The sequence below is a fragment of the Acidovorax sp. Root568 genome (assembly GCF_001427445.1).
Lineage (GTDB): Bacteria > Pseudomonadota > Gammaproteobacteria > Burkholderiales > Burkholderiaceae_C > Acidovorax > Acidovorax delafieldii.
Window position 1 is genome coordinate 441203 of record NZ_LMGP01000018.1, and the last position, 22065, is coordinate 463267.

Annotated in this window: 16 protein-coding genes; 7 read left to right on the top strand and 9 right to left on the bottom strand. The window is 63.9% G+C overall.

Annotated elements, in window-relative coordinates; translation table 11 throughout:
* Positions 1-147 precede the first annotated feature (147 nt).
* From ASD75_RS19855 to ASD75_RS19875, 5 genes are all read right to left on the bottom strand, one after another.
* A complete protein-coding gene (locus ASD75_RS19855) occupies positions 148-2100 on the bottom strand; it encodes a PhoX family phosphatase (RefSeq protein WP_056747500.1) in 1953 nt (650 codons plus the stop codon).
* A 239-nt stretch (positions 2101-2339) separates the two neighbouring features.
* The gene (locus ASD75_RS19860) at positions 2340-3131 is read right to left on the bottom strand and encodes a FecR domain-containing protein (protein ID WP_056747501.1); all 792 of its coding nucleotides are present in this window, start codon (positions 3129-3131) and stop codon (positions 2340-2342) included.
* Positions 3079-3933: a BPSS1780 family membrane protein gene (locus ASD75_RS19865; protein WP_056061135.1), complete on the bottom strand. Its 855-nt coding sequence runs from the start codon at positions 3931-3933 to the stop codon at positions 3079-3081. Before ASD75_RS19865 ends, ASD75_RS19860 begins: the two co-directional genes overlap by 53 nt.
* A 167-nt stretch (positions 3934-4100) precedes the next feature.
* Positions 4101-5054 (bottom strand): homoserine kinase, encoded by a 954-nt coding sequence (locus tag ASD75_RS19870; protein WP_056747502.1) that lies wholly within the window; start codon positions 5052-5054, stop codon positions 4101-4103.
* A 104-nt stretch (positions 5055-5158) separates the two neighbouring features.
* Positions 5159-5527 carry a hypothetical protein gene (locus ASD75_RS19875; protein ID WP_056747503.1) on the bottom strand — a complete coding sequence of 123 codons (369 nt, stop codon included), beginning with the start codon at positions 5525-5527 and terminating at the stop codon, positions 5159-5161.
* 52 nt (positions 5528-5579) lie between these two features.
* Here ASD75_RS19875 and polA point away from each other — a divergent pair, with 52 nt between their 5' ends.
* On the top strand, positions 5580-8378 hold the full coding sequence (polA, locus tag ASD75_RS19880; protein ID WP_056747504.1) for a DNA polymerase I: 2799 nt from the start codon (positions 5580-5582) through the stop codon (positions 8376-8378).
* Between the two features lie 170 nt (positions 8379-8548).
* Here the strand turns inward: polA and ASD75_RS23510 are convergent, their stop codons facing one another.
* Positions 8549-10987, bottom strand: a complete 2439-nt coding sequence (locus ASD75_RS23510; protein ID WP_162251102.1) for a DUF4062 domain-containing protein — start codon at positions 10985-10987, stop codon at positions 8549-8551.
* Positions 10988-11408: 421 nt separating this feature from the next.
* On the opposite strand from ASD75_RS23510, the gene yghU reads away from it, so the two are divergent.
* The 3 genes from yghU to ASD75_RS19900 all read left to right on the top strand — a co-directional run bounded on the left by yghU (position 11409) and on the right by ASD75_RS19900 (position 13995).
* A complete protein-coding gene (yghU, locus tag ASD75_RS19890) occupies positions 11409-12314 on the top strand; it encodes a glutathione-dependent disulfide-bond oxidoreductase (protein WP_056747506.1) in 906 nt (301 codons plus the stop codon).
* A 21-nt stretch (positions 12315-12335) separates the two neighbouring features.
* Positions 12336-12968 (top strand): glutathione S-transferase family protein, encoded by a 633-nt coding sequence (locus ASD75_RS19895; RefSeq protein ID WP_056747752.1) that lies wholly within the window; start codon positions 12336-12338, stop codon positions 12966-12968.
* 97 nt (positions 12969-13065) lie between these two features.
* The gene (locus ASD75_RS19900) at positions 13066-13995 is read left to right on the top strand and encodes a LysR family transcriptional regulator (RefSeq protein ID WP_056747507.1); all 930 of its coding nucleotides are present in this window, start codon (positions 13066-13068) and stop codon (positions 13993-13995) included.
* 63 nt (positions 13996-14058) lie between these two features.
* Here ASD75_RS19900 and ASD75_RS19905 read toward each other — a convergent pair whose 3' ends face one another.
* Positions 14059-15273, bottom strand: a complete 1215-nt coding sequence (locus tag ASD75_RS19905; RefSeq protein ID WP_056747508.1) for a D-amino acid dehydrogenase — start codon at positions 15271-15273, stop codon at positions 14059-14061.
* A 355-nt stretch (positions 15274-15628) separates the two neighbouring features.
* Here ASD75_RS19905 and ASD75_RS19910 point away from each other — a divergent pair, with 355 nt between their 5' ends.
* The 3 genes from ASD75_RS19910 to ASD75_RS19920 all read left to right on the top strand — a co-directional run bounded on the left by ASD75_RS19910 (position 15629) and on the right by ASD75_RS19920 (position 18434).
* Positions 15629-16519 carry an amino acid ABC transporter substrate-binding protein gene (locus ASD75_RS19910; RefSeq protein WP_056061154.1) on the top strand — a complete coding sequence of 297 codons (891 nt, stop codon included), beginning with the start codon at positions 15629-15631 and terminating at the stop codon, positions 16517-16519.
* Positions 16520-16530: 11 nt separating this feature from the next.
* Positions 16531-17343 (top strand): aspartate/glutamate racemase family protein, encoded by an 813-nt coding sequence (locus ASD75_RS19915; RefSeq protein WP_056747753.1) that lies wholly within the window; start codon positions 16531-16533, stop codon positions 17341-17343.
* A gap of 248 nt (positions 17344-17591) precedes the next feature.
* Complete coding sequence (locus ASD75_RS19920; RefSeq protein ID WP_235511663.1) at positions 17592-18434, top strand: amino acid ABC transporter substrate-binding protein; 843 nt, start codon at positions 17592-17594, stop codon at positions 18432-18434.
* A 21-nt stretch (positions 18435-18455) separates the two neighbouring features.
* Here the strand turns inward: ASD75_RS19920 and ASD75_RS19925 are convergent, their stop codons facing one another.
* A complete protein-coding gene (locus tag ASD75_RS19925; protein WP_056747510.1) occupies positions 18456-19346 on the bottom strand; it encodes an NAD-dependent epimerase/dehydratase family protein in 891 nt (296 codons plus the stop codon).
* Between the two features lie 94 nt (positions 19347-19440).
* Positions 19441-21831, bottom strand: a complete 2391-nt coding sequence (locus ASD75_RS19930; RefSeq protein ID WP_056747511.1) for a GGDEF domain-containing protein — start codon at positions 21829-21831, stop codon at positions 19441-19443.
* Between the last annotated feature and the right edge of the window lie 234 nt (positions 21832-22065).

The following is a 22065-nucleotide window of genomic DNA, read 5'->3' on the forward strand; positions in this document are numbered from 1 at the left end:
AGTACCTTATGTCCTGGTAGCTATTATTTGTATAGCAAGCTGGGGCCGCCAATGACAACGGGGCCCTCGGGCCCCGTTGGTTTTTGAAGCGGGCCGCACCGGGTGCAGCCCTGTTGGCACTTCGCTCAGGCTGGTTTCAGGCTGAGTTCAGGCCTGGTTCAGGCTGGGCTGCTTGGCCGCTGCCGTCAGGTAGCCCACGGCCGCGCCGTTCTTGTTCTTGTAGTTGGCCTTGATCATCGGGTCCAGCGTGTCCTTGACCACGCTGTGGATGGCGCCCCAGTCACCGGCGTGCTGGAAGTTGCTCATGATGTACGTCCAGCCGTTGATCTCGTCCACGGCGTGCAGGCCGGTGGACTCGCCGCCCGAGGGGATCGACATCACGCGCGACAGCTGCTTGGTGTCCACGTTGTAGGCCCACAGGAAGTTATTGACGTGCTGGCTGCTGTCTTCGCCGATGAACAGGGTGCGCATCTTTTCGGAGAACTTGAGGTTGTCCGGGTTGGCGATGTTGTTGGGGTTGGCGGTGTTGCCCAGGGCGTCGGCGGTGATGTCTTCACCGGCCAGCAGCACCTTGGTGTCCACGGGCATCCATTCGCTGTTGATGGTGCCGCCAGCGGTGTCCTTCTGGCCGCCCTTGAGGTTCAGCGCCATCACGGCGCCGGCCACCAGTTGCTTGGGCACCGAGATGCCGTTGCCCGGCACGTTGGCTGCATTGCCTGCCACCATGGACGACTGGATGTTCTGCAGCGCAGAGTAGGCAATCTTGTCCTTGGCGTTGACCGTGGTGCCTTCCATCTTGGTGAAGCCCAGGCTGGCACCCAGGTAGGCGGCGTAGCGGTGGGTTTCCAGGAAGGCAGCGGCCTTTTCCATGCCGGGGTTCAGCTTGATCCACTCGGTCTTGCCGTTGGCCACGATCTTGGTGTAGCTGGCGTCGGCCGGGTCGGTGGTCTTCACGGTCATGATGTCCGTGGGCTTGAGCGTGTTGGCCAGGTTCTCGATCTCGGCGCTGGTGGCCGAGCCCATCTTGATCCAGGTGAGGGGCGCTGCTGTGCCGACCTTGGGGTCGATGGAGAAGCCGCTGCCCACCTTGGCAACGTACAGAGTGCCAGAGGACAGGTCTTTTTCCTTGTCGGCCACGAACACGAAGTAGCCGCTGTTGGTGGCGTCGTCGCCCATCAGCGCCGTGCGGTTGTCAGGCATCACCTGCACCAGTTCATGCGAGATGCGGCCCATGCAGAAGTGCTTCTTGATGCTGGCGGTGCCGTCAGGGTTCACCGTCACCTCGGGCATGTGGCCGTAGTGGTAGGGGTTGGCCTTGGTTTCGTCGCCAAGCAGGTTCTTGCTGTAGGCCTTGAACATGGCGTTGCTGGCGATGCTGAACGCATCGGGTTCGTACTCTTCGCTCGACAGGTGGGTGCCCCAGGGCGACAGGCTGGCGCCGCAGGTGATCCAGAGGCCGTGCACCTTGGAGGTGTCCACGTTGTGGTACTTCACCAGGCTCAGCTTGCCGGTGGTCTGGTCCTGGTCCAACGTCAGCACGGCGATGGGCGAGGGCAGCTTGCCGTACATGTCGGTCTTGCCGTCTTGCGCCCAGGTGGTGTATTCAAACTGCACCACGGCAAACACGGCCTTGCCCTTGAGGCCGGTCACGGTGGGGTTGGCCACGGTCAGCAGCGATGTGCCGTCGGGCGAGTCCGAGAAGTACTGGCGCTCCTTGCCAGCCACCGTGGCGTCGATGATGGGCTTGTTGTTGATGTCGTAGTAGCCACCCGACAGGATGGTGCCGCCCTTGCCGTCGGACACCATGTCGCCCGTCACGAAGAACGGCTGGTAAGCCAGCTGGTAAGAGCGCACCGAGTCGTCGCTGAGCTTGATGTTGAGCGTGGAGCCCACGGTGGTGGTGGCCATGGCTGCGGCGTTGGCCAGGGTGGGGGCTGCCATCGACGTGAAGCTGGCCGACACAAAGCTGGGCGCGGCGGAGTCGCTGCCACCGCAGGCGGTCAGCAGGGCGGCCGAGGCGCTGGCGCTGAGCGGCAGCATGGGAACGCCGGCCAGCAGTTGCAGGGCCTTGCGGCGGGTGGGCATCGTCGGTTGGGTCATTTTCGGGGTGTTTCCAAGTGGGTATGCGAACGGGCATGCCACGCCCTGATCCGACCAGGAGCCTTGTTGGAAAGGCGTGTGGGGCGGGTGGCATGGAATCCAGCCCGCGATCCTAGGAACGCCCCGTGACAGTGGTTTGACGTTTGTGTGACGGTTTGACGCGGTGCCTTGCGCAGCGCGTGACGCCCGCCCAAGGCGCGCCGCGCAGGCATGGCTGCGCGTGCGCTGCGGGACAGGCCCTAGTCCCGGGAGCCGGGCGGGCCGTAGGAGTTGCCGGTTCCGTAACTGTTGGCCGGTGCGGCCGCGCCACCGCTGCCGTCCTTGATGCCCTTGCGGCCCGACACCTGCCACGCGGTGCGCTGGTTGACCAGCCCCGCCAAGAACTCCATCTCTTCGTCCGTGTGGTTGATGGCACCGGCCGGTGTCAGCAGCCGGCCATTGCGGGGTGCGGGCTCGGCCCAGAACGACTGGTGGTAGCTGGACTGGCTCACCAGGCGTTCGCCGCCCGCCGTCAGCTCCACCGTGCCATAACAGTTGCAGAGGTAGCCGCGCTGGTCCTGGTCGGCAAACACCTCGGCATACACCCCTGTGCCGCGGATGCCCGCCGTGGCGGTGGGCAGCGCAATCTGCCGGTCGGGGCCGCGCCCCCACACCGTGGCCACCGCACCGCTGAGCAGGCGCAGCAGCTTGACGGCTGTGGGGGTGTCGCTCTCCATCGCCATGCGTGAGTTTTGCCGCACCATGAAGGCGCTGTCGCCCACCGAGAACACCAGGCTGGCGCCCGGCCCGGTCTCGATACGGTCGTTGGCGGTGATGGTGTGCTGCGCCGTGAGGGGCTCGCCATTGCGCAGTATGTCGCCGCGCACCTCCACGATGTTGCTGCGCGCCTGCGCATGGGCGGCCGACCAGCCACCACCTGCCACCCACAGCGCGGCGGCCTGCACCACGCTGCGCCGTTGGAACCAGACCAGCTCGTCGTCAGAGCGGCCTTGCAGGTGGTGCGCCAGGGGGGCTGGGGGGCGGGTTGTCATGGGGCGCCTCTTCTTGCTGGGGGGTGTAGGGGGGCTCGAAGCAGTCGCGGAAGGTGAAGACCACCGAGGTGAAGAACATGGCCGCCATCATCATGGCAGCGCCTACCATGATGCCACCGGCCATCGATCCCGCAAGCCCCGCCACGGCCAGCAAGGCCGACACGATGCTGACCACCAGCCCGCCCAGCAAAAACACCCCCAGCCAGCCCAGCCCGTAGACCAGGAACGCACCAAAGTTGCGCACGCAGGCCACGATGGAGAAGAACAGCGCCTTGACCGGCGGCACGCCATGCCAGTGCACGAGGCCCGGTGCATGCCAGAACAGCAGCGACAGGGGCAGGTACAGCAGCATCGACAGCCACATGGCGCGCTGGAAGTCCGGGTTCTCGGCAATCTCTCGGGTCATGGGCGCGCCACCCAGGTACACCTGCGCAAACTGGCCGCCGTCCAGCAGGGCCGACAGGCCCATGATGCCGAGAAAAGCCACCGCATACAGCACACCCAGTGTGAGCATGTCGCGCAGCCGCTCGCGCCCGGTGCGAAAGGCCACCAGCAGCACCGTGGGCATCGGAAACCGCCCTTGCGATGCCTGTGCCGCGGCCACCATCATGGCCAGCGTGGCAGACGGCAGCAGTGCCAGCGCAATGGCCGGACCCACCAGCGGGATCATGGTGGCCAGCGACATCGCCGCCATGGTCATGAAGAACAGCGCAGCCAGCGCCATGGGCTGCCGCCAGAACGCCCGAACGCCGAGCTTGACCCAGGCCATGCCGGTGCGCGCGGGGACGATATGGAGTTTCATGAATACGTTGGAAAGGAGGAGGGGCCCGCACCGCCGACTGCGCCCCAGCGCCCATGGGGGGCACCTAGCGGCATCGGATGTCGAGGGGGCGAATGAGGTCGAATTTACCCCACTGCCCCAAACCGGTGGCGGGGCCAGGGGTTAGAGGCTGCTCGCCTGTGGTGGGATCAGCCCGCGTGTACGGGCAGGGCCAGGCGCCCGCGCAGCACGCGCTCGAAGTGCGTGGGGTCGTGGGGTTTGAGCATGGAGGCCTCACGCGGCAGGTAGAAGTCCCACAGGCGCGAGATCCAGAACCGCAGCGCCCCGGCGCGCAGCATGGCGGGCAGCAGTTCGCGCTCGGCGGCCGTCAGCGGGCGCACGGCCTGGTACGCGTCGAGCATGCGCGTGGCGCGCTCGGCATCGTGGGCGCCGGTGGGCAGGTCGATGCACCAGTCGTTCAGGCACACGGCCAGGTCAAACAGCCAGGTGTCCACACCTGCAAAGTAGAAGTCGAAGAAACCTGTCAGCTCTTCCCCCTCGAACATCACGTTGTCGCGGAACAGGTCGGCATGCACGGGCCCGCGCGGCAGGGCGGCATAGGCGGAGCTGGCGGCCACATGGTTCTGGTAGGCCAGCTCGGACCGCAGCAATGCGGCCTGTGCGTCGTCAATGTGGGGCAGCACCACCGGCACCGTCTCGTTCCACCAGGGCAGCCCGCGCAGGTTGGGCTGGTGGCGGTCAAAGTCGCGGCCCGCCAGGTGCATGCGGGCCAGCATGGTGCCCACGGCCGCGCAGTGCACGCCCTGAGGGGCCAGCTGGCTCTTGCCGCGCAGCTTGTTGACCACGGCGGCGGGTTTGCCACACACGGTGTGCAGGATGTCGCCGTTCTTGTCGGCACGCGGGTCGGGCACGGGCACGCCGCCGTGCGCCAGGTGCTTCATCAGGTACAGGTAGAAAGGCAGCTGCTCGGCCGTGAGGCGTTCGAACAGTGTCAGCACGAACTCGCCCTGGTCGCTGGTCAGAAAGTAGTTGGTGTTCTCGATGCCGCCCTCAATGCCGCGCAGCTCCACCAGCTCGCCCAGTTGCAAACGGCGCAGCAACTCGCGCGCCTCGGGATTGGAGACTTCGGTAAAAACGGCCATCGCTCAGGGGGTCGAAGAAAAGAGAAGGGGAAGGGGAAGGGGCGGGACAACGGGCGGGGCTCAACCGGTGGCAACGCAGTGCATGCGCGCCACCCTGCCACCCATCAGAACTTGAACACGTTCCAGACGCGGGGCGCGGTGGTGGTTTCAGCGCCATTGTTGCCACCGGCGCGGCTGCGCGCGCCATCAGGCGACTGCACTTCGTAGGCGGGCAGGTTGCCGGTCTTGGGCTGCACCGAGATGTTCTGGGTTTGCCCGCCGACCCGCAGCTCGTCCACACGGCTGCCTGCGTCTTCGATCTGGATGCGTTCCGTGCGCTGGTTGGTGCGACCAGACAGGGGCTCGGGATCGGGCAGCGCATCGCGCTGGTTACCAGCGCCTGCGGTGGTGGCAGCAGGGGATGGGGACGGGGTTTGGGCCAGGGCATTGCCGCAGGCCATGCCCAGCAGCAGGAGAAGGTGAACAGCGCGCATCGGGCGATTGTAGAGCGCCGCCCGGCGGGCGCTGCCCGTGCACAATTGCCGGATGAGCAACAAAAAGACCCTGGTGCTGGTGGACGGCTCCAGCTACCTCTACCGCGCCTTCCACGCCATGCCCGACCTGCGGGCCGTGCCGGGGGACCCTACAAGCCCTGCCACCGGTGCCATTCGCGGCATGATCAACATGATGCAGGCCCTGCGCAAAGAGGTGGTGGCCGACTACGCTGTGTGCGTGTTCGACGCCTCGGGCCCCACCTTCCGCGATGCCTTGTACACCGAATACAAGGCCACGCGCTCGCCCATGCCAGACGACCTGCGCAGCCAGATCGAGCCCATCCATGAGGTGGTGGACCTGCTGGGCTGGAAGGTGGTGGCCGTGCCCGGCGTGGAGGCCGACGACGTGATCGCCACCTTGGCCCACGTGGCGGCCGCACAGGACATTGAGGTCATCGTGTCCAGCGGCGACAAGGATCTGAGCCAGCTGGTCAACGAGCACATCACCATCATCGACACCATGAGCGGCAAGCGCCGCGATGTGGCGGGCGTGACAGCAGAGTTTGGCGTGCCACCCACGCTGATGGTGGACTACCAGGCGCTGGTGGGCGACACCGTGGACAACGTGCCCGGCGTGACCAAGGTGGGCCCCAAGACGGCTGCCAAGTGGCTGGAAGAATACGGTTCGCTCGACAATCTGATTGCCAACGCCGACGCCATCAAGGGCGTGGCGGGCAACAACCTGCGCGAGGCGATTGCCAGCGGCCAGCTGGCCTTGAGCCGCCAGCTGGTCACCATGAAGACCGACTGCGCGCTGGCCGACTACATCCCTGGCCTGCCCGCGTTTGACGACATCACGCTGGACACGCCGGACAACGCCGGCCTGCTGCCGTTTTACGAAAAGTACGGCTTCAAGGGCCTGGCCGCCGCCATCAAAGGTGCATCGGCTCCAGCGGCTACAGCCCCCACCGTCGCCATGCCCGGCCAAAGCGGCGATCTGTTTGCCGACCACTCCGCCAGCACCGTGGCCGAAGAAGCCCAGCACCGCACCGTGGTGTATGACACCATCCTGAACTGGGCGGACTTTGACCAGTGGCTGGAGCGCCTGCACAAAGCCCCACTCGCGGCCATCGACACCGAGACCGATTCCCTCGACGAAATGCGCGCACAAATCGTCGGCATCAGTTTCAGCGTGCAGCCCGGCGAGGCCGCCTACATTCCCCTGCGCCACGAAGGCCCCGATGCGCCCGCGCAACTGCCGTTGGATGAAGTGCTCGCCCGTCTCAAGCCCTGGCTGGAAGACCCCAAGCACCATAAGCTGGGTCAGCACATCAAGTACGACCGCCATGTGTTCGCCAACCATGGCATCGAGGTGCAGGGCTACACACACGACACCATGCTGCAAAGCTATGTGCTCGAAGTGCACAAGCCCCACAACCTGACCAGCCTGGCCGAGCGCCACACCGGCCGCAAAGGCATCACCTACGAAGACCTGTGCGGCAAAGGCGCGCACCAGATTCCGTTTGCCCAGGTGCCGGTGGACAAGGCCGCTGCCTACTCGTGCGAAGACTCCGACCAGACCCTGGACGTGCACAACGCCCTGTGGCCGCTGCTGCAGGCGGATGACAAACTGCGCTTCATCTACGAGCTGGAGATTGCCAGCAGCGAAGCCCTGTACCGCATCGAACGCAACGGCGTGCTGATTGACGCACCCACGCTGGCCGCCCAAAGCCACGAACTGGGCCAGCGCATCCTGCAGCTCGAAACCGAGGCGTACGAGATTGCAGGCCAGCCCTTCAACCTGAGCAGCCCCAAGCAGCTGGGCGAAATCTTCTTCGACAAGCTGGGCATGCCCGTGGTCAAGAAGACCGCCACCGGCGCCCGCAGCACCGACGAAGAAGTGCTGGAAAAGCTGGCCGAGGACTACCCCCTGCCCGCCAAACTGCTGGAGCACCGGGGCCTCGTCAAGCTCAAAGGCACCTACACCGACAAGCTGGCCCAGCTGGCGCTGCCACGCACAGGCCGCGTGCACACGCACTACGCGCAGGCCGTGGCTGTGACTGGGCGCTTGTCCAGCAACGACCCCAACCTGCAGAACATCCCCATCCGTACTCCGGAAGGCCGCCGCGTGCGCGAGGCCTTCGTAGCCCCCGCAGGCCGCGTGATTGCGAGTGCCGACTACTCGCAGATCGAGCTGCGCATCATGGCCCACCTGAGTGGCGACCACTCGCTGCTGCACGCCTTCCACGCCGGGCTGGACGTGCACCGCGCCACCGCTGCCGAAGTGTTTGGGGTGGAGGTGGATCAGGTCACCAGCGAGCAACGCCGCTATGCCAAGGTCATCAACTTTGGCCTTATCTACGGCATGAGCAGCTTTGGCCTGGCCAAGAACCTGGGTATAGAAACCAAGGCCGCCGCCGCGTACATCGACAAATACTTCCAGCGCTACCCCGGCGTGAAGCAGTACATGGACGACACCAAGGCCGCCGCCAAATCCATGGGCTATGTCGAAACCGTGTTTGGCCGACGCCTCTACCTGCCCGAAATCAATTCCCCCAACGGCCCCCGCCGCGCCGGTGCTGAACGCGCCGCCATCAACGCGCCCATGCAGGGCACGGCGGCTGACTTGATCAAGCTGGCGATGGTGGCGGTTCAGAAGGAGCTGGACGCGCACAAGCCGGGCATCCAAATGATCATGCAGGTGCACGACGAACTGGTGTTTGAGCTGCCCGAGGGCGAGGTGGACTGGCTCAAGACCCACATCCCGCGCCTGATGGCTGAGGTGGCGGCGCTGAAGGTGCCGTTATTGGCCGAGGTGGGGGTGGGGGCTAATTGGGATAAGGCGCATTGAGGTGCCGACGCTGTAGTCAGGGGTAGGAGTCTTGCTTGGGGCAGGTACCCTTATCTGAGCTTTATGTGCTGGGCTTCGAGAGCTACATGTGGGACAGACTACACCGCACAATCTCTCAGGCGCTGCCTGCGTGTGCCCTCTGAAAACTAGGTGTTGCACCCCAGCTCAACCTATGGTTTTGCCTCTGTCATTAATTTCAGTGCCGCGCGCAGCACTCTGTCTCTGGGGGCGGATAAGCCGAAGTCGAGCCAATGTATAACGTTGTAATAGAACTGATTGGCAGCCAAGTAGTTGTCAAGCAACTGTTTCACCTTACGTCGTGGAAATGCTCGAACAAACTTGAGTGCCGCCCACTTCCGAACGTTTTCGTCCTCTGACTGTATGAGGGAATGGATAACCGATTCGTCCAGTCCGTGAAAGGCTTTGGCGGGCATAAAAAGGATGATGTGTGCCAACAGATTTGCAGGCATGGGGGTGGCCAGAAGATCAGCAAGCCTGTGCTTGCCGAGCGCAAGGAGCGTATGCGCTGCATCGACATATTTGGTGCTACTCACCGTCGAAAATAACGACGTGTACTTCCGACCGTTATCAGGCCGTTCAATTGATGCAATCACCAGGGGGATATCACGCCATTGGCCAAACTTCGCCAGATATCGAAGATCTTCGGCTGAGTGGCTCATGTGATTGCTCTCCAACTTGGATCGAACAAGTGGTAGGTCGGTCGGATCTAGTCTGCCGCAGATGATGTCTAGACCTTCACGCGTAAATTTGCTGCGCAAATATTGAGCAAGTGAGCGGGTTTTTTCGATCAGATCCGTCTGAGTCCCATATTGGTTAGCCATCTCCTGGAGTAGGAGCTCAAAACGGTCTACAAAATCGTTGTCAACGGCCTTACGTAAGTCGTCGCCACGTAGCCTAATGTCTCGACGGACTAACGCGAAGTAAGCATTTTGGTCAAAGATGGCTCGTGTGGCTTTTTCTTCGAGTTCCGAACTGGGCAAACTGTCAAAGTGCTGTTCGGCGTAGCGCTCCAGCATGGCCTCGCCATCTCGATCTGTCTGACTCATTGCGAGAAATCCACTTGCTGTCGTGGCTCGCCCTTTGCGTACTAGGACGTCTTTTGCTTGGTCGATTGAGTAATTTCTCCCTCCTGAGACTAGTGCCTGCAGTGCTTCAAAGCGCACCTCTGCAGAACTATCGTTCAAGAGTGATTCGGCGACGCTGAATGCGAGCGCATGCCGTTTTCTCAGAAGCTTGACTACTTTTGTTCTTACCAATGCACTGCTGTGATTAAGGCCGCGAGCCAGAATTTCATTTTCGAATTCCGTATCGTTGCAGAACAGTGCATTCAGCAGCTCTTGCTCCACGATGCTGGGCTGCATTGCATAAAGCGCTTCTAAAGCAGCGCGGCGATCGTCACGTAGTGTTATGCAGATGATGGCGTTAGCCGCTGCACTGCTTGTCGGTGTCTCATTGCGGTCAAACTCTTTTTTGATTAAAGGTAGGTCAGCCTGCTGGCCGCATTCACTCAGATATTCCAAAGCAGCCAAGCGCACAGCGGTATCTACGTCTTTGACAAACCACAGCGAAACAAGCGTCTGGCGGCCAATTTGCTCTTTCTCAAATATCGGTTCCGATATCAGTCGCATTGCTTTGAGAGCGCCGATTCGGCGTTCGGCTGTACCGACAACAGACCAGATGGGCAATATGTTGTCTTTGAAACCGTCGACGGCAGCAATCCAGTGCCAGAGTGGAACGTTCTCATGTTGGAGATGGGCGAACCCATCGTCAATGAGTCCATTGATTTCGCGTCTGCCAAACCTGAACTTGTTTCGCGCTTTGTAAAGGAGATTCGCGTCGTGAGAGCCCAGCGATTGCTGATCGTTGCCGTGGACAGCCGCTATGCTTGAAAGTAATCTGAAACGCGCAACGTCGTCGGCGGCGAGGGGATGTTCCTCGGATGCTTTCTCAGCCGTGTGTAAAAAAGTTCGCAGAAACTTGGCACCCTCAACCGACAACGGGGTCGTTGGACCTGGTTCACTTGAAGGTAGGGTTTCAGCCTCTAAAGCTGGTGCTTTATCTTTCTCGGATTCCGATGTGTTGTCTTTGTCCGTAAGCTCGATGACATATCCCTGAATGCACTTGCGGAACTTGCTTTCGAAGTCCCGAGTGTCAGAGAAGGTTCCTGCCAGTAGCTTTCTCTCGGCAAAAACATGCTTTTTGAATTCGATCACTTTCTTGAGGTGATCCCCGGGGTCAGCGAGCGACGCGGCGTCAAGATCTTTCAGCAGCAGGTGTATTTGAGGTCGCCCTTCCTTTGAGTTTCGTGTCATTGACCGCTGAAACTCTTCCTCGAAGCCGGACGTATAGGCTTCGGTGCCTGGCGGCGTACCCCAGCGCTTCCAAAGCATGCCAACAAAAAGATCGCATCCGTCAAGGTCGCGATTGATGATCGCTTGAGGTCGACCGACACCTGGCAGTGTGTCCTCCCAGCCGACCAACTCAATCTGATACCCCAGAGCTTTTGCCAGTTGACTATTGAAATCTTCAACGACTGTTTTCGCAATCTTGCGTTCTTCAGACAGATCGCCTGGGGAGGCAAGAAACACTTTGACGAACCTTCTTGAACCAGCCATGTTTGCTACACCCGTTTTATCTACTAGTTGGTCTCTGTTGGGGCTTGCCCAAGAGGTTTAGATTGGTCGCTGTCTATCCCACTGATTTGTGCCTACTTCTCTATGCTAATGGGTTGGATGATGTGAAAAGGGAGTTGTGACAGGTGGCCGTCGGTTTCGGCAACGGATGACCTAAATTTCCTGGCCCATGGTGCAAGTCGACCTCCTGCAAAAAAATCTATGACTATTGCGAGGCCCTTAAAAATGTGTGTTGAGTGGCGCAGACTCCTAGCTCGCATAACTAGTTTTCAGAAGGACATTTGCCTCAGCTCTGCGTTGAATCTCCCTCATCGCTAGACTCATTCGGCAACCGCTAGAGAATCCGCTAGCTTCCATCGATTGGCCCGGAGCCCTTATGTCTACATCTACCTCCTACACCCCCCCAGCTATCTGGCAATGGAACAAAGAAAACGGCGGCCAGTTCGCCAGCATCAACCGGCCTGTTGCCGGGGCTACGCACGACAAAGAGTTGCCCGTAGGCCGTCACCCGCTGCAGCTGTATTCGCTGGGCACACCCAATGGTGTGAAGGTGACGGTGATGCTGGAAGAGTTGCTGGCGCTGGGCCATAGCGGGGCGGAGTACGACGCGTGGCTGATTCGGATCAACGAGGGCGAGCAGTTTGGCAGCGGCTTCGTGTCTGTGAACCCTAATTCCAAGATCCCCGCGCTGCTGGACCGTACCGACCCTGCCAACCCGGTGCGGGTGTTCGAGTCCGGCGCCATCCTGATGTACCTGGCCGAGAAGTTCGGCAGCGCCTTCTTGCCCAAAGACGGCGCGGCCCGCGCCGAGTGCCTGTCATGGCTGTTCTGGCAGATGGGCAGTGCACCTTTCGTGGGCGGCGGGTTTGGTCATTTTTATGCCTATGCGCCGGTCAAGATCGAGTACGCGATTGACCGCTACGCGATGGAGGCCAAGCGCCAGCTGGATGTGCTGAACCAGCGCCTGGCCGTGACCGAGTACGTGGCGGGCGATGAGTACACGGTGGCGGACATCGCGATCTGGCCCTGGTATGGCTTGTTGGTGAAAGGGCAGGCCTACAACGCGGGCGAGTTTTTGCAGGTGCACGAATACACGCATGTGGTGCGCTGGGCCGAGCAGATTGCCAAGCGCCCGGCAGTGCAGCGGGGGCGCAAGGTGAACCGCGTGCAGGGCGATCTGGCCAGCCAGTTGCGCGAGCGGCATGACGCGAGCGACTTTGACACGAAGACGCAGGACAAGATCGAGGCGGCGGCAGCAGCAGCTTCTTCCCCCGCACGCTGAGTGTTTTTGCAAGGCGTCACCATGATCACTTTGTATGACTGCGCCACGGCGCCCAGCCCGCGCCGTGCGCGCATCCTGCTGGCAGAAAAGGGTGTGGCCCACGACACCGTGCAGGTGGACCTGCGCAATGGCGAGCAACTGGGCGAGGCGTATCGCCAGATCAACCCGCAGTGCACGGTGCCCGCGTTGCGCAGCGAAGAAGGTCTGCTGCTGACCGACAACGCGGCGATCACGGCGTATCTCGAAGCGCGCCACCCGCAGCCTGCACTGCTGGGCGAGACGCCTGCAGAAAAGGCCGAGATTGCGAGCTGGAACTGGCGCATGGAGTTCGAGGGCCTGCAGGCCATTGCCGAGGCGCTGCGCAACAGCGCGCCCGCCATGGCCAACCGGGCATTGCCCGGCGCGGTGGACTACCCGCAAATCCCGGCCCTGGCTGAGCGTGGACTGGTGCGTGTGGGGCAGTTCTTTCAGCTGCTCAACGAGCGCCTCGCGGACCGCGAATTCATTGCCACTGACCGCTTCAGCGTGGCCGACATCACGGCGGTGGTGGCGGTGGACTTTGCGCGTGTGGTCCGGCACAAGCCCGGCGAGCAGCACCCGCACTTGCTGCGCTGGCGTGCGGCCATGGCGCTGCGGCCGTCGATGTCGCTTTAGCTGCAAGCGCGTGCGAGGCGCGCGGTTTGAGTGCGCGATTTCGCAATGGGTACATGCAAGGATTGCGCTTGCGGCCCATTCCTTGCATCGTCAGCTTATGCGCCTTCGCCACATAGAAGTCTTCAACGCCGTCATGCTCACCGGCAGCGTGAGCGCGGCGGCCCGCCTCATCAACGTCACGCAGCCTGCGGTCAGCCGCATCCTGGCGCATGCTGAATTGCAGCTGGGCTTTCCGTTGTTCCACCGGCTCAAGGGCAAGCTGGTACCCACCACCGAGGCACAGACCCTGTACCCGCACATCGAGCGCCTGTTCACCCAGCTCGATGATGTGCAGCGCCTGGCCAACAGCCTCAAGAGCGACCGGCGTGAGGGTGAGTTGCATATCCTCAGCGTGCTGGCGCTGAGCTACGAGGTGCTGCCGCGTGCGTTGCGTTTTTTCAGGAAAAAGCACCCGGATGTGCAGGTGACCATCGACGCGCTACACTCGCCCCAGATCGTCTCGGCCCTGGTGCTGCAGGAGGCGGATGTGGGCTTTGTGTTCAGCGCCATCGCCCACCCCGCGCTCACGCAGGAGCATCTGGCCGATGGGCGCATGGTGTGTGTGGCGCCCAAGGGCATGCTGGGCGCTGCGCTGGTGGCGGCCGGTGTGGTGCATCTGGCCGACCTGGCAGACACGCCGGTGGTGCGCCTGGATGTGCGCGACCCCATCGGCACGGTGGTCAACCACGCGTGCCGCGAGGCGGGCGTGGGCCTGCAGACGGCATTCACGGTGCAGACCTACCATGCGGCGCTGGCGCTGGCGCACCATGGTCACGCGGTGGCGCTGGTGGACGCCTGCACGGCGGCATCGGCCGACCGCAGCAAGGTGGATGTGCTGGCGCTGGCGCCGCATATTGCCGTGCCCATCAAGTCGCTGCGCACCGTCAACCGTCCCAGCTCACTGCTGGCCAGTGCCATGACGCAATGCATGCGCCAGGCGGTGGCAGAGACGCTGGAAGCGGTGGGCCTTCAGCCCGAGGTGGAGTGAACGCGCCACCTGCCGAGGCGGGTGGTGCCTTGTGCGGCTGCGGAGCGTGGGAGTGCGGGAGGGTCAGGCGGGTGCCAGCAGCTCGGCCACCTGCGCCGCCGTGCCAAACGCCAGCGTGAACCCCAAAGAGCCATGGCCTGTGTTGAGCAGCAAGTTGTCCGGTGCCCCCACCCAACGGCCTACGATCGGCAGCCCGGTGGGCGTGGCGGGGCGCATGCCGGTCCAGGCATGCAGCTCTCCGCCTTGATGGCATGTCGGAAAAACGGTGCGGGTGGCATCGCACAGGCTCTGGATGCGCGCGGCAGGTATGCGTGCATCGTGCCCCACCAGTTCGGCCATGCCCGCCACCCGCAGGCGCTGGCCGATGCGCGCAAACACCACCTTGCGTGCAGCATCGGTCACATTGACGCGAGGCGCTGCCGATGGTGCGGGGGTGGTATCGAGCGTGATGCTGTAGCCCTTGAGGGGGTATACCGGCAAGCGCAACCCCAGCGTCTGCGCCGCCTGGTGGCTGCGGCTGCCCAGGGCCAGCACAAACTGTTGCGCCTCGATGGCTCCTGCACTGGTCTGCACCGCAGCAATGCGGGATCCCTCGTGCACAAAGCCTTGGACCGTGGCGCCCAGCATGAAGCGCGCCCCCCGTGCGGCCAGCACGGCCTGCAAGCCTTGACAGACCTGGAGGCAGTCGGCAGCGCATTCACTGGGGGTATAGATGGCTCCGGCAATGCGCGGCTGGTAGTGCTGCAGCGCGGGCTCAAGCTCCACGCAACGCTGGGCCGAAACCGCCTGCTGTTCGCTGCCCCACTGGCGCTGCAGGTCCATCTGGCGTTGGGCAGCGGCCAGGCCGGCTGCGGTGTCGTACAGCACCAGCTTGCCGGTGCTGGAGAAATTGCAGTCCAGAGACTCTGCCTGCAGCATGGTTTCCAAATGATGGCGGCTCAGGGCGGCCAGGGCCAGCAGTTGTGCGGTGCTGCGTTCGGAAGTCTGCCGGTTGCAGGCGCGCAGAAACTCCAGCCCCCAGCGCCACTGGTGGGTGTCCCAATGCAGGCGCAGCTTGAGTGGGGAGGTGGGCGAGAGCAGCAACCGTGGCAGCTGCCGCCAGATGCTGGCGTCCGCCAGCGGTTGTACATAGCTGTAGCTCAGTTGCGCGCCGTTGCCACCGCTGGCGCCCGTGCCGGGCTGCGCCTGATCGATGACCGTGACCTGCAGGCCGCGCTGTTGAAGTTCATACGCCGTGGCCAGGCCGACGATGCCTGCGCCCAATACACATACCTGCATCGGAGAGAGTGAAACGGTTGGAGGAGATGACAACGAATGTAGGCGGCAGTGCACCTGCTGAACAATGCCAAAGCAGTGCCTTGCCATGCCAGGAAGTTATGCACTGGTTAGCACCTGGTGTTTTCAGGATGGGCCGGCGGGAGAGGGGTGGGGGCACCGGGGTGCAAGGGCCGCAAAGAAGGCAGGACGATCCACGATGGTGCGCGGAGGTGCACCGAAAAAGAGCCATAACTTTTCATCATGGTGGACCCGCGCAAATGAATTGTTCAAGACCGCCGCGAATTTTTACAGTGCCCCTGCGTCTTGAATTTTTGTCTGTCCGTCTGTTCACCTGATTTTTTGCAAAGGGATTCCCATGAAGCTCTCCGCTGTCACCGCTGCTGTCCTCGTGGTCGCCGGTGTGCTGGCCAGTACCGTGGCCAGTGCCGACACCCTCAAGAAGATTGCCGACTCCGGCAAGATCACGCTGGCCTACCGCGAGTCGTCGGTGCCCTTCAGCTATCTGGCGGGCCCGGGCAACCCGGTGGGCATGTCGGTGGACATCTCCAACGCTGTGGTCGACGCGGTGAAGAAACGATTGAACAACCCTGCCATCAAGGTGGAGCTGCAGGCCGTGACTTCGCAAAACCGCATTCCGCTGCTGACCAACGGCACTGTGGACCTGGAGTGCGGGTCGACCACCAACAACACGGCGCGCGGCAAGGACGTGCAATTTGCCATCAACTATTTCTACACCGGCACCCGGCTGCTGACCAAGAAGGCCTCGGGCGTCAAGAACTACGCCGACCTCGCCAAGAAAAAAGTGGCCAGCACCTCGGGCACCACCAACGCGCAGGTGATCCGCAAGTACAACCGCGACAACAACCTGGACATGGACATCGTGCTGGGCAAGGACCACGAGGACTCGCTGCTGCTGGTGGACACCGGCCGTGCAGAGGCCTTCGCCATGGACGACATCCTGCTGTTTGGACTGATGGGCAACACGCGCAACCCGGCCGACTGGGTGGTGGTGGGCGACTCGCTGCAGGTCGAACCCTATGCCTGCATGCTGCGCAAGGACGACCCGCAGTTCCAGACGCTGGTTAACGGCGTGATCGGCGGGATGATGAAGTCGGGCGAGTTCGACAAGCTCTACACCAAGTGGTTCATGTCGCCAGTGCCCCCGCGCGGCCAGAACCTCAACCTGCCCATGAGCAAGGAGCTGCGCGACAACCTGGTGGCCCAGAGCGACAAGCCTGCGCTGTGATGGGTGTGAGCATGTTGCCGTCCACCCCGCACCCTCCGGCCCCGCAGGTGGTGGGCATTCTGGGTGGCATGGGGCCTGCTGCGGGTGCCGACTTCGTGCGCCTGTTTGTGCAGGCCTGCACCGACCGGATGGCGGCGCTGGGCATCCCTGTGCACGACCAGGCTTACCCTGAGCATTGGCTGGCGCAGGTGCCCATTCCCGACCGCACGGCGGCCTTGCACGACACCCGCCCCGGGGCCCACCAGCCCGCAGACCCGATGCTGCAGGCCACGGGCCGCCTGGCGGCCCTGGGCGCGCGCGTGGTGGCCATCGCCTGCAACACGGCCCATGCCTGGCATGGCCTGCTGCAGCAGCGCTTTCCGCAGTTGATGGTGCTGCACGGTGTGCAAGAGGTCGCTGCAGACCTGGCGCTGCACAAGGTGCATGGCGTGGGCCTGCTTGCCACGCAGGGTGCCTACGAGGCGGGCTTGTACCAGCGCGAACTGGAGCACCGCGACATCGACTGCTTTGTGCCCGAACCCCGTGAGCGCGATCAGCTGATGCAGGGCATCTACGACGGCGTGAAGGCCGGCAACTACGCGCTGGCCCGCCAGCGGTTCGAGTCCGTGTCGCTGGTGCTGCAGCAGCGCTATGGGGTCTCCACGCTCATCATGGGCTGCACAGAAATTCCACTCGCACTGTCAGAGCACCCCCGGCTGGAGGGGCTGACGCTGGTCAACCCGTCCATGGTGTTGGCGGCTGCCTTGGCGCGGCATGCGTACGGAAACACGGGCATGGAAGCCCCGCCCCCCACTGGGCCTTCAGCTTCGCGGGCTGCGGTATAGCGCTGTAGAGCCCTGGTGCCGCTGCGCCCTGGTACGCCAGCCAGCGCACAGGCCATTGCCCAGGCGGCATCACGAAAACTTCGAAGAGGCAAGCCATGACATGTGAAGCGAACCCCGCGAGGTTTGGGATGGTGCGTGCGCTGGCTGCTGCCTGCGCTGCGTGTGCGACGGCGGGAGTCATCGCGCAGAACACGGGGACCGCTGCGGGCCTATCGACCTCTGCGAAGACGGAAGTGCCAAGCCCCGCCTTGGCGCGCACAGCGGAGCCTCCGGGTCAGACGCTGCAGCGCATCCAGGCCACGGGAAGAGTGGTCATCGGCCACCGCGAATCTTCTCTGCCGATGTCCTATGTGGCCAATGGGGTGCCCGTGGGCTACAGCGTGGACGTGTGCCTGCAGATCGCACAGGCCATCGGTCGCTATCTGCAGCGGCGCGATCTGCAGGTGGACTACCGTCAGGTCACGTCGGGCAACCGCTTTGAGGCCATCGAGCGCGGCGATGTGGACCTGGAATGCGGCTCCACCACTAACACGGCTGCGCGCAGGCAGCGGGTGGCTTTCACCATTGCGCACTTCATTGCGTCATCACGCATCGTGGTGCAAAGCCAGCGCCCCTTCGAGCGTATCGAAGACCTGGACGGCAAGACCGTGGCTTCGACGGTGGGCACCACCAACATCGATTCGCTGGCGCGCGAGGCTGCCAACAAATCAGTGCGCCTGCGCATCGAGCCCGCCCGTGACCATGCCGAGGGCTTTGGCTGGGTGGTGGATGGCAGGGTGGACGGCTTTGCGATGGACGATGTGCTGCTCTATGGCCTGCGTGCCAGCCACGCCCGCCCGCAAGACCTGAAGGTGATTGGCAAGCCCATGACCATCGAACCCTATGCGGTAGCGTTCGAGCGCAACGACCCTGCGCTCAAGGCTGTGGTCGATGCGGAGCTGCGGCGGCTCATCCAGACGCGGGAGCTGCACCGCCTGTACGACAAGTGGTTCACCCAGCCCATTCCTCCACATGGCATCAATCTGGGCATGCGCATGTCGCACCTGCTGGTGGATTCGCTGCGGTATCCGTCGGACTTCGTGCCCCAGTGACGAGGGCACAGACGGTGCGCGTCAGCGCCAGGCGGTCGCCACCAGCTGGCTGTAATGCACCGCCTTGCGGCCCAGCAGCTGCTCAAAAACGTCAGGGTTGCCCACGTTGTCGCTGCCCAGCATGGTGAGGGTTTCGGTGCACCAGGGCACGCTGGGCACTGCGTCGCCGAGGCGGGCGCTCAGCTGGGTGAGCGGGTCGGGCAGGCGCAGCACATGGGCTTTGCCATGGCCCAGTTGCTGGCGCAAGCTGGCAATGAAATCGTCCATGGTCAGGGCCTCTGTCCCAGCGCACTCGACGATGCCCTGGGTGGAGATGGCGGGCCCCAGCAGTGCAACGATGGCGGCGGCCAGATCGTGCACCGACACGGGCTGCACCCGCGCCGTGAGCATGGGGCCGGGGAACAGCGCTACTGGCAGGCGCGCCAGGTTCATGAACAGCGCACTGCTGTCGCCGCCTTTGCCAAACACCACACTGGGGCGCAGGATGGCGGGGTGCAATGCACCTTGTTTGGTCAACGCCAGCAGGTGCGTGTCTGCCGCGCGCTTGGTGGTGGCATAGCGGGTGGCACTGCCTTCAATGCCTAGGGCCGAGATGTGCACCACGCGCCGCACACCCGCCTGGGCGCACGCATCAAACAGCGCGACGGGCGTGTGCTGGTGCACGGCGTCGATGGGGCGCGCACGGCTGTCGCGCAGCACCCCCACAGCATTCACCACGGCATCGATACCCGCCAGGCGCGGCAGCCAGGCCTGGGCCGAGGTGTCGCGCGCAAAGTCCATGGGCACCTGCAAGGCGCCGTGTGACTGGTGCCGGGGTGATACGCCGCCGTGCACCTGGTGTCCTGCACGGGTGAGTGCGGAAGCCACGGTGCGGCCCACAAAACCGGTGGAGCCGGTGAGCAAAATGTTCATCAGCGTCGTCCTGCAAAGAAGGTGAAGCGTGCAAAAACCGGAAGGCCCGGCGCGGACCTGCTCAGGCCGTCGCCACCCCCGCAGGGCAACACCGTCACTGCGCAGGCGTGAAGACCTCGAAGCGGTTGCGGCCGCCGTACTTGGCGCGGTACAGAGCCGCATCGGCCGCGTGCACGAGTGTGTCAGAACTGGTGCCGGGGCGTGGCACCAGGCTGGCAATGCCCATGCTGAGCGTGATGTAGGGCGCCGTGGGGGAGCGGGGGTGGGCCAGGGCCGCCTCGCGCAGGCTGGCCATGCAGCGCTCTGCCACCGTCACTGCCTCGGGCAGGGGCACATCGGGCAGCAGCAGCACAAACTCCTCGCCGCCGTAGCGTGCGGCCACCTCGTCGGCCCGGCGGATGGTGCCCTGCAGTAGCTGCGCCACGCGGCGCAGACATTCGTCACCGGCCAGATGGCCGTAGTGGTCGTTGTAGAGCTTGAAGTGGTCGATATCGATCAGGATCACGGCCAGCGGCAGCTGGTGCCGCCCGCAGCGCATCCATTCGGTGGCCAGCCGCTCGTCAAAGCGCCGGCGGTTGCCAATGCCCGTCACACCATCGGTGGTGGACAGAAGGGCCAGCTTGGCGTTGGCGGCGGCCAGTTCCTGTTCCTTGCGCACCAGTTGGGTCACGTCGGTGCGCACACCGGCGATGCCGCCCTGGGGGGTGCGCCGCTCGTCGGCCTGCAGCCAACGGCCCTCGGGCAGGCGCTGCAGCACGGCATGGTTGGCCGCGCGGTGGTCGGCCATGCGCTGGGCGAGCCAGGCCTCTTCGTTGCCAATCGCGTCGGGGTACTGGCCGCGCTCGGCGCCGTAGCGCGCGATCTGTTCAAACGTGCTGCCGGGCACGATCATGGGGGCCGAGATGGGGTACAGGCGCCGGTACTGTGCGTTGCACACCACCAGCTTGTCTTCTGCATCGAACAGGGCAAAACCTTCTGGCAGGGACTCCACGGCGTCCTGCAGCAGCTGGCGGGCCTGCTGCGCCGCCTGCTGCGCGGCCTCCAGGGCCTGGCGCTGCTCGATGAGGTTGGTGATGTCCAGCCGCACGGCCACGACGTAGTTCTCGGGGGTGCGGGTTTCGTAGATGTTGATCCAGCGGCCATCGCTCAGACGCTGCACCAGGGTGGATGTGCTGCTGCCGTGCTCTGACAGGCGCTCTGCGATCCATGCCTCCTCGCGCCCCTTGGCCGAAGGGATCAGGCCGCGCGAGACCGAATAACGCAGGATGTCCACAAAACCCTTGCCCAGGTGGTCCGCATAGTTGATGTACGGATACATGCGGGACAGCTGCTGGTTGTAGAGCACCAGCCGGTCCTGCTCGTCGAAGATCTCGATGCCCACGGGCAGGGCCTCCACCGCGCGCTCCAGCAGCTGGCGCATGCGCTGGCTTTCCTGTCGGGCGGTCTCGACCTTCTGGCGCTGTTCGATCAGGTCGCTGATGTCCAGGCGCACGCACACCGTCATGCCGGACGGGGTGCGGCATTCGTGCATGTGCATCCACGTGCCGTTGGGGTAGTGGCGCACTTCGGGGCCGGGCCGATGGCCCCGGATGGCCAGCTCATGCGCCAGCCAGAGCTCTTCCTGGTCCTTGGCCTCCTCGGGGATGCCGTAGCGCAGGCCCTCGCGCAGCAGTTCCTCATACGTCTTGCCCAGGGACTCTGCCACGGGCAGGTGCGGACGCAGGCGCGCCATCTGGTCATTGCACAGCACCAGCCGGTCTTGCTCGTCATAGATGTCCAGCCCGGCGGGCATGGCATTGACGGCCTCGCGCAGGCTGCGTTCGGCACGTTCGGCGTCGTGCAGGGCCTGCTTGAGTGCGCGTTCCTTGTGCACTGCGTCCGTGATGTCGGCGCGCAGCACCACCATGCCGCCCCCCTCTTGCAGGCGCTCGGTGATGAGCATCCAGCGGTCGCCCTCGACCTCCTGCACCTCGGGCTGGCCGGGCGAGCGATGGCGGGCCATGCGGTCGGCCAGCCAGGCATTGGTGTCCTGTCGCGCAGCCACGATGTGGCCGGATTCGGCAGCGCGGCGCAGCACGTCTTCAAAGCGGGTGCCGTAATCGACGGCCATGGTGGTGCCGGGGCTGACTTCCCGGTACCGGGGATTGCACAGCACCAAGCGGTCGTCAGCGTCGTAGATGGCCAGCCCGTCGGGCAGGATGTCCAGCGTGGCGCACAACTGGTTGGTGGCCCGCTGCGCAGCATCCTGGGCGGCCATGGCGGTGGCATGCATCGCCAGCAACCGGAGGCTCAGCCACCAGCACAGCACCGCACTGGCCACCAGCGCCAGCCCGGCACCCGCGCTGGCCAGTCGCATGGCCGGGTCCATGCTTTGGCGGGCCAGCGCCCAGGTCAGCAACCCCAAGCCCCCCGCGCCGCAAATCCCGACCACCAGTCGGACCAGCAGCTGTCCGCGCAGGGGGAGTGGTGTGGGATGAGGGGGCATGCGCTCGGGCCGGTGCGGGTGGTCTGCGGGAGGTGGGCGGGTGGATGAAGAAAGAAAAAAGCAAATGTGGGCGGGCGAGCAGGCGTTTGCGCGGTAGCGGGTTGGTGGCGCATGCCCACGGCGACGATGCTCGCGGAAAGTCTAGCAGTGCTCCCCGTTTTTCGGTATCCGAAAATGCGGAGGCGGTGCAAACCCCATAGACTCCGGGGCTGGCAGTTTCCACGCCGTGGCCCA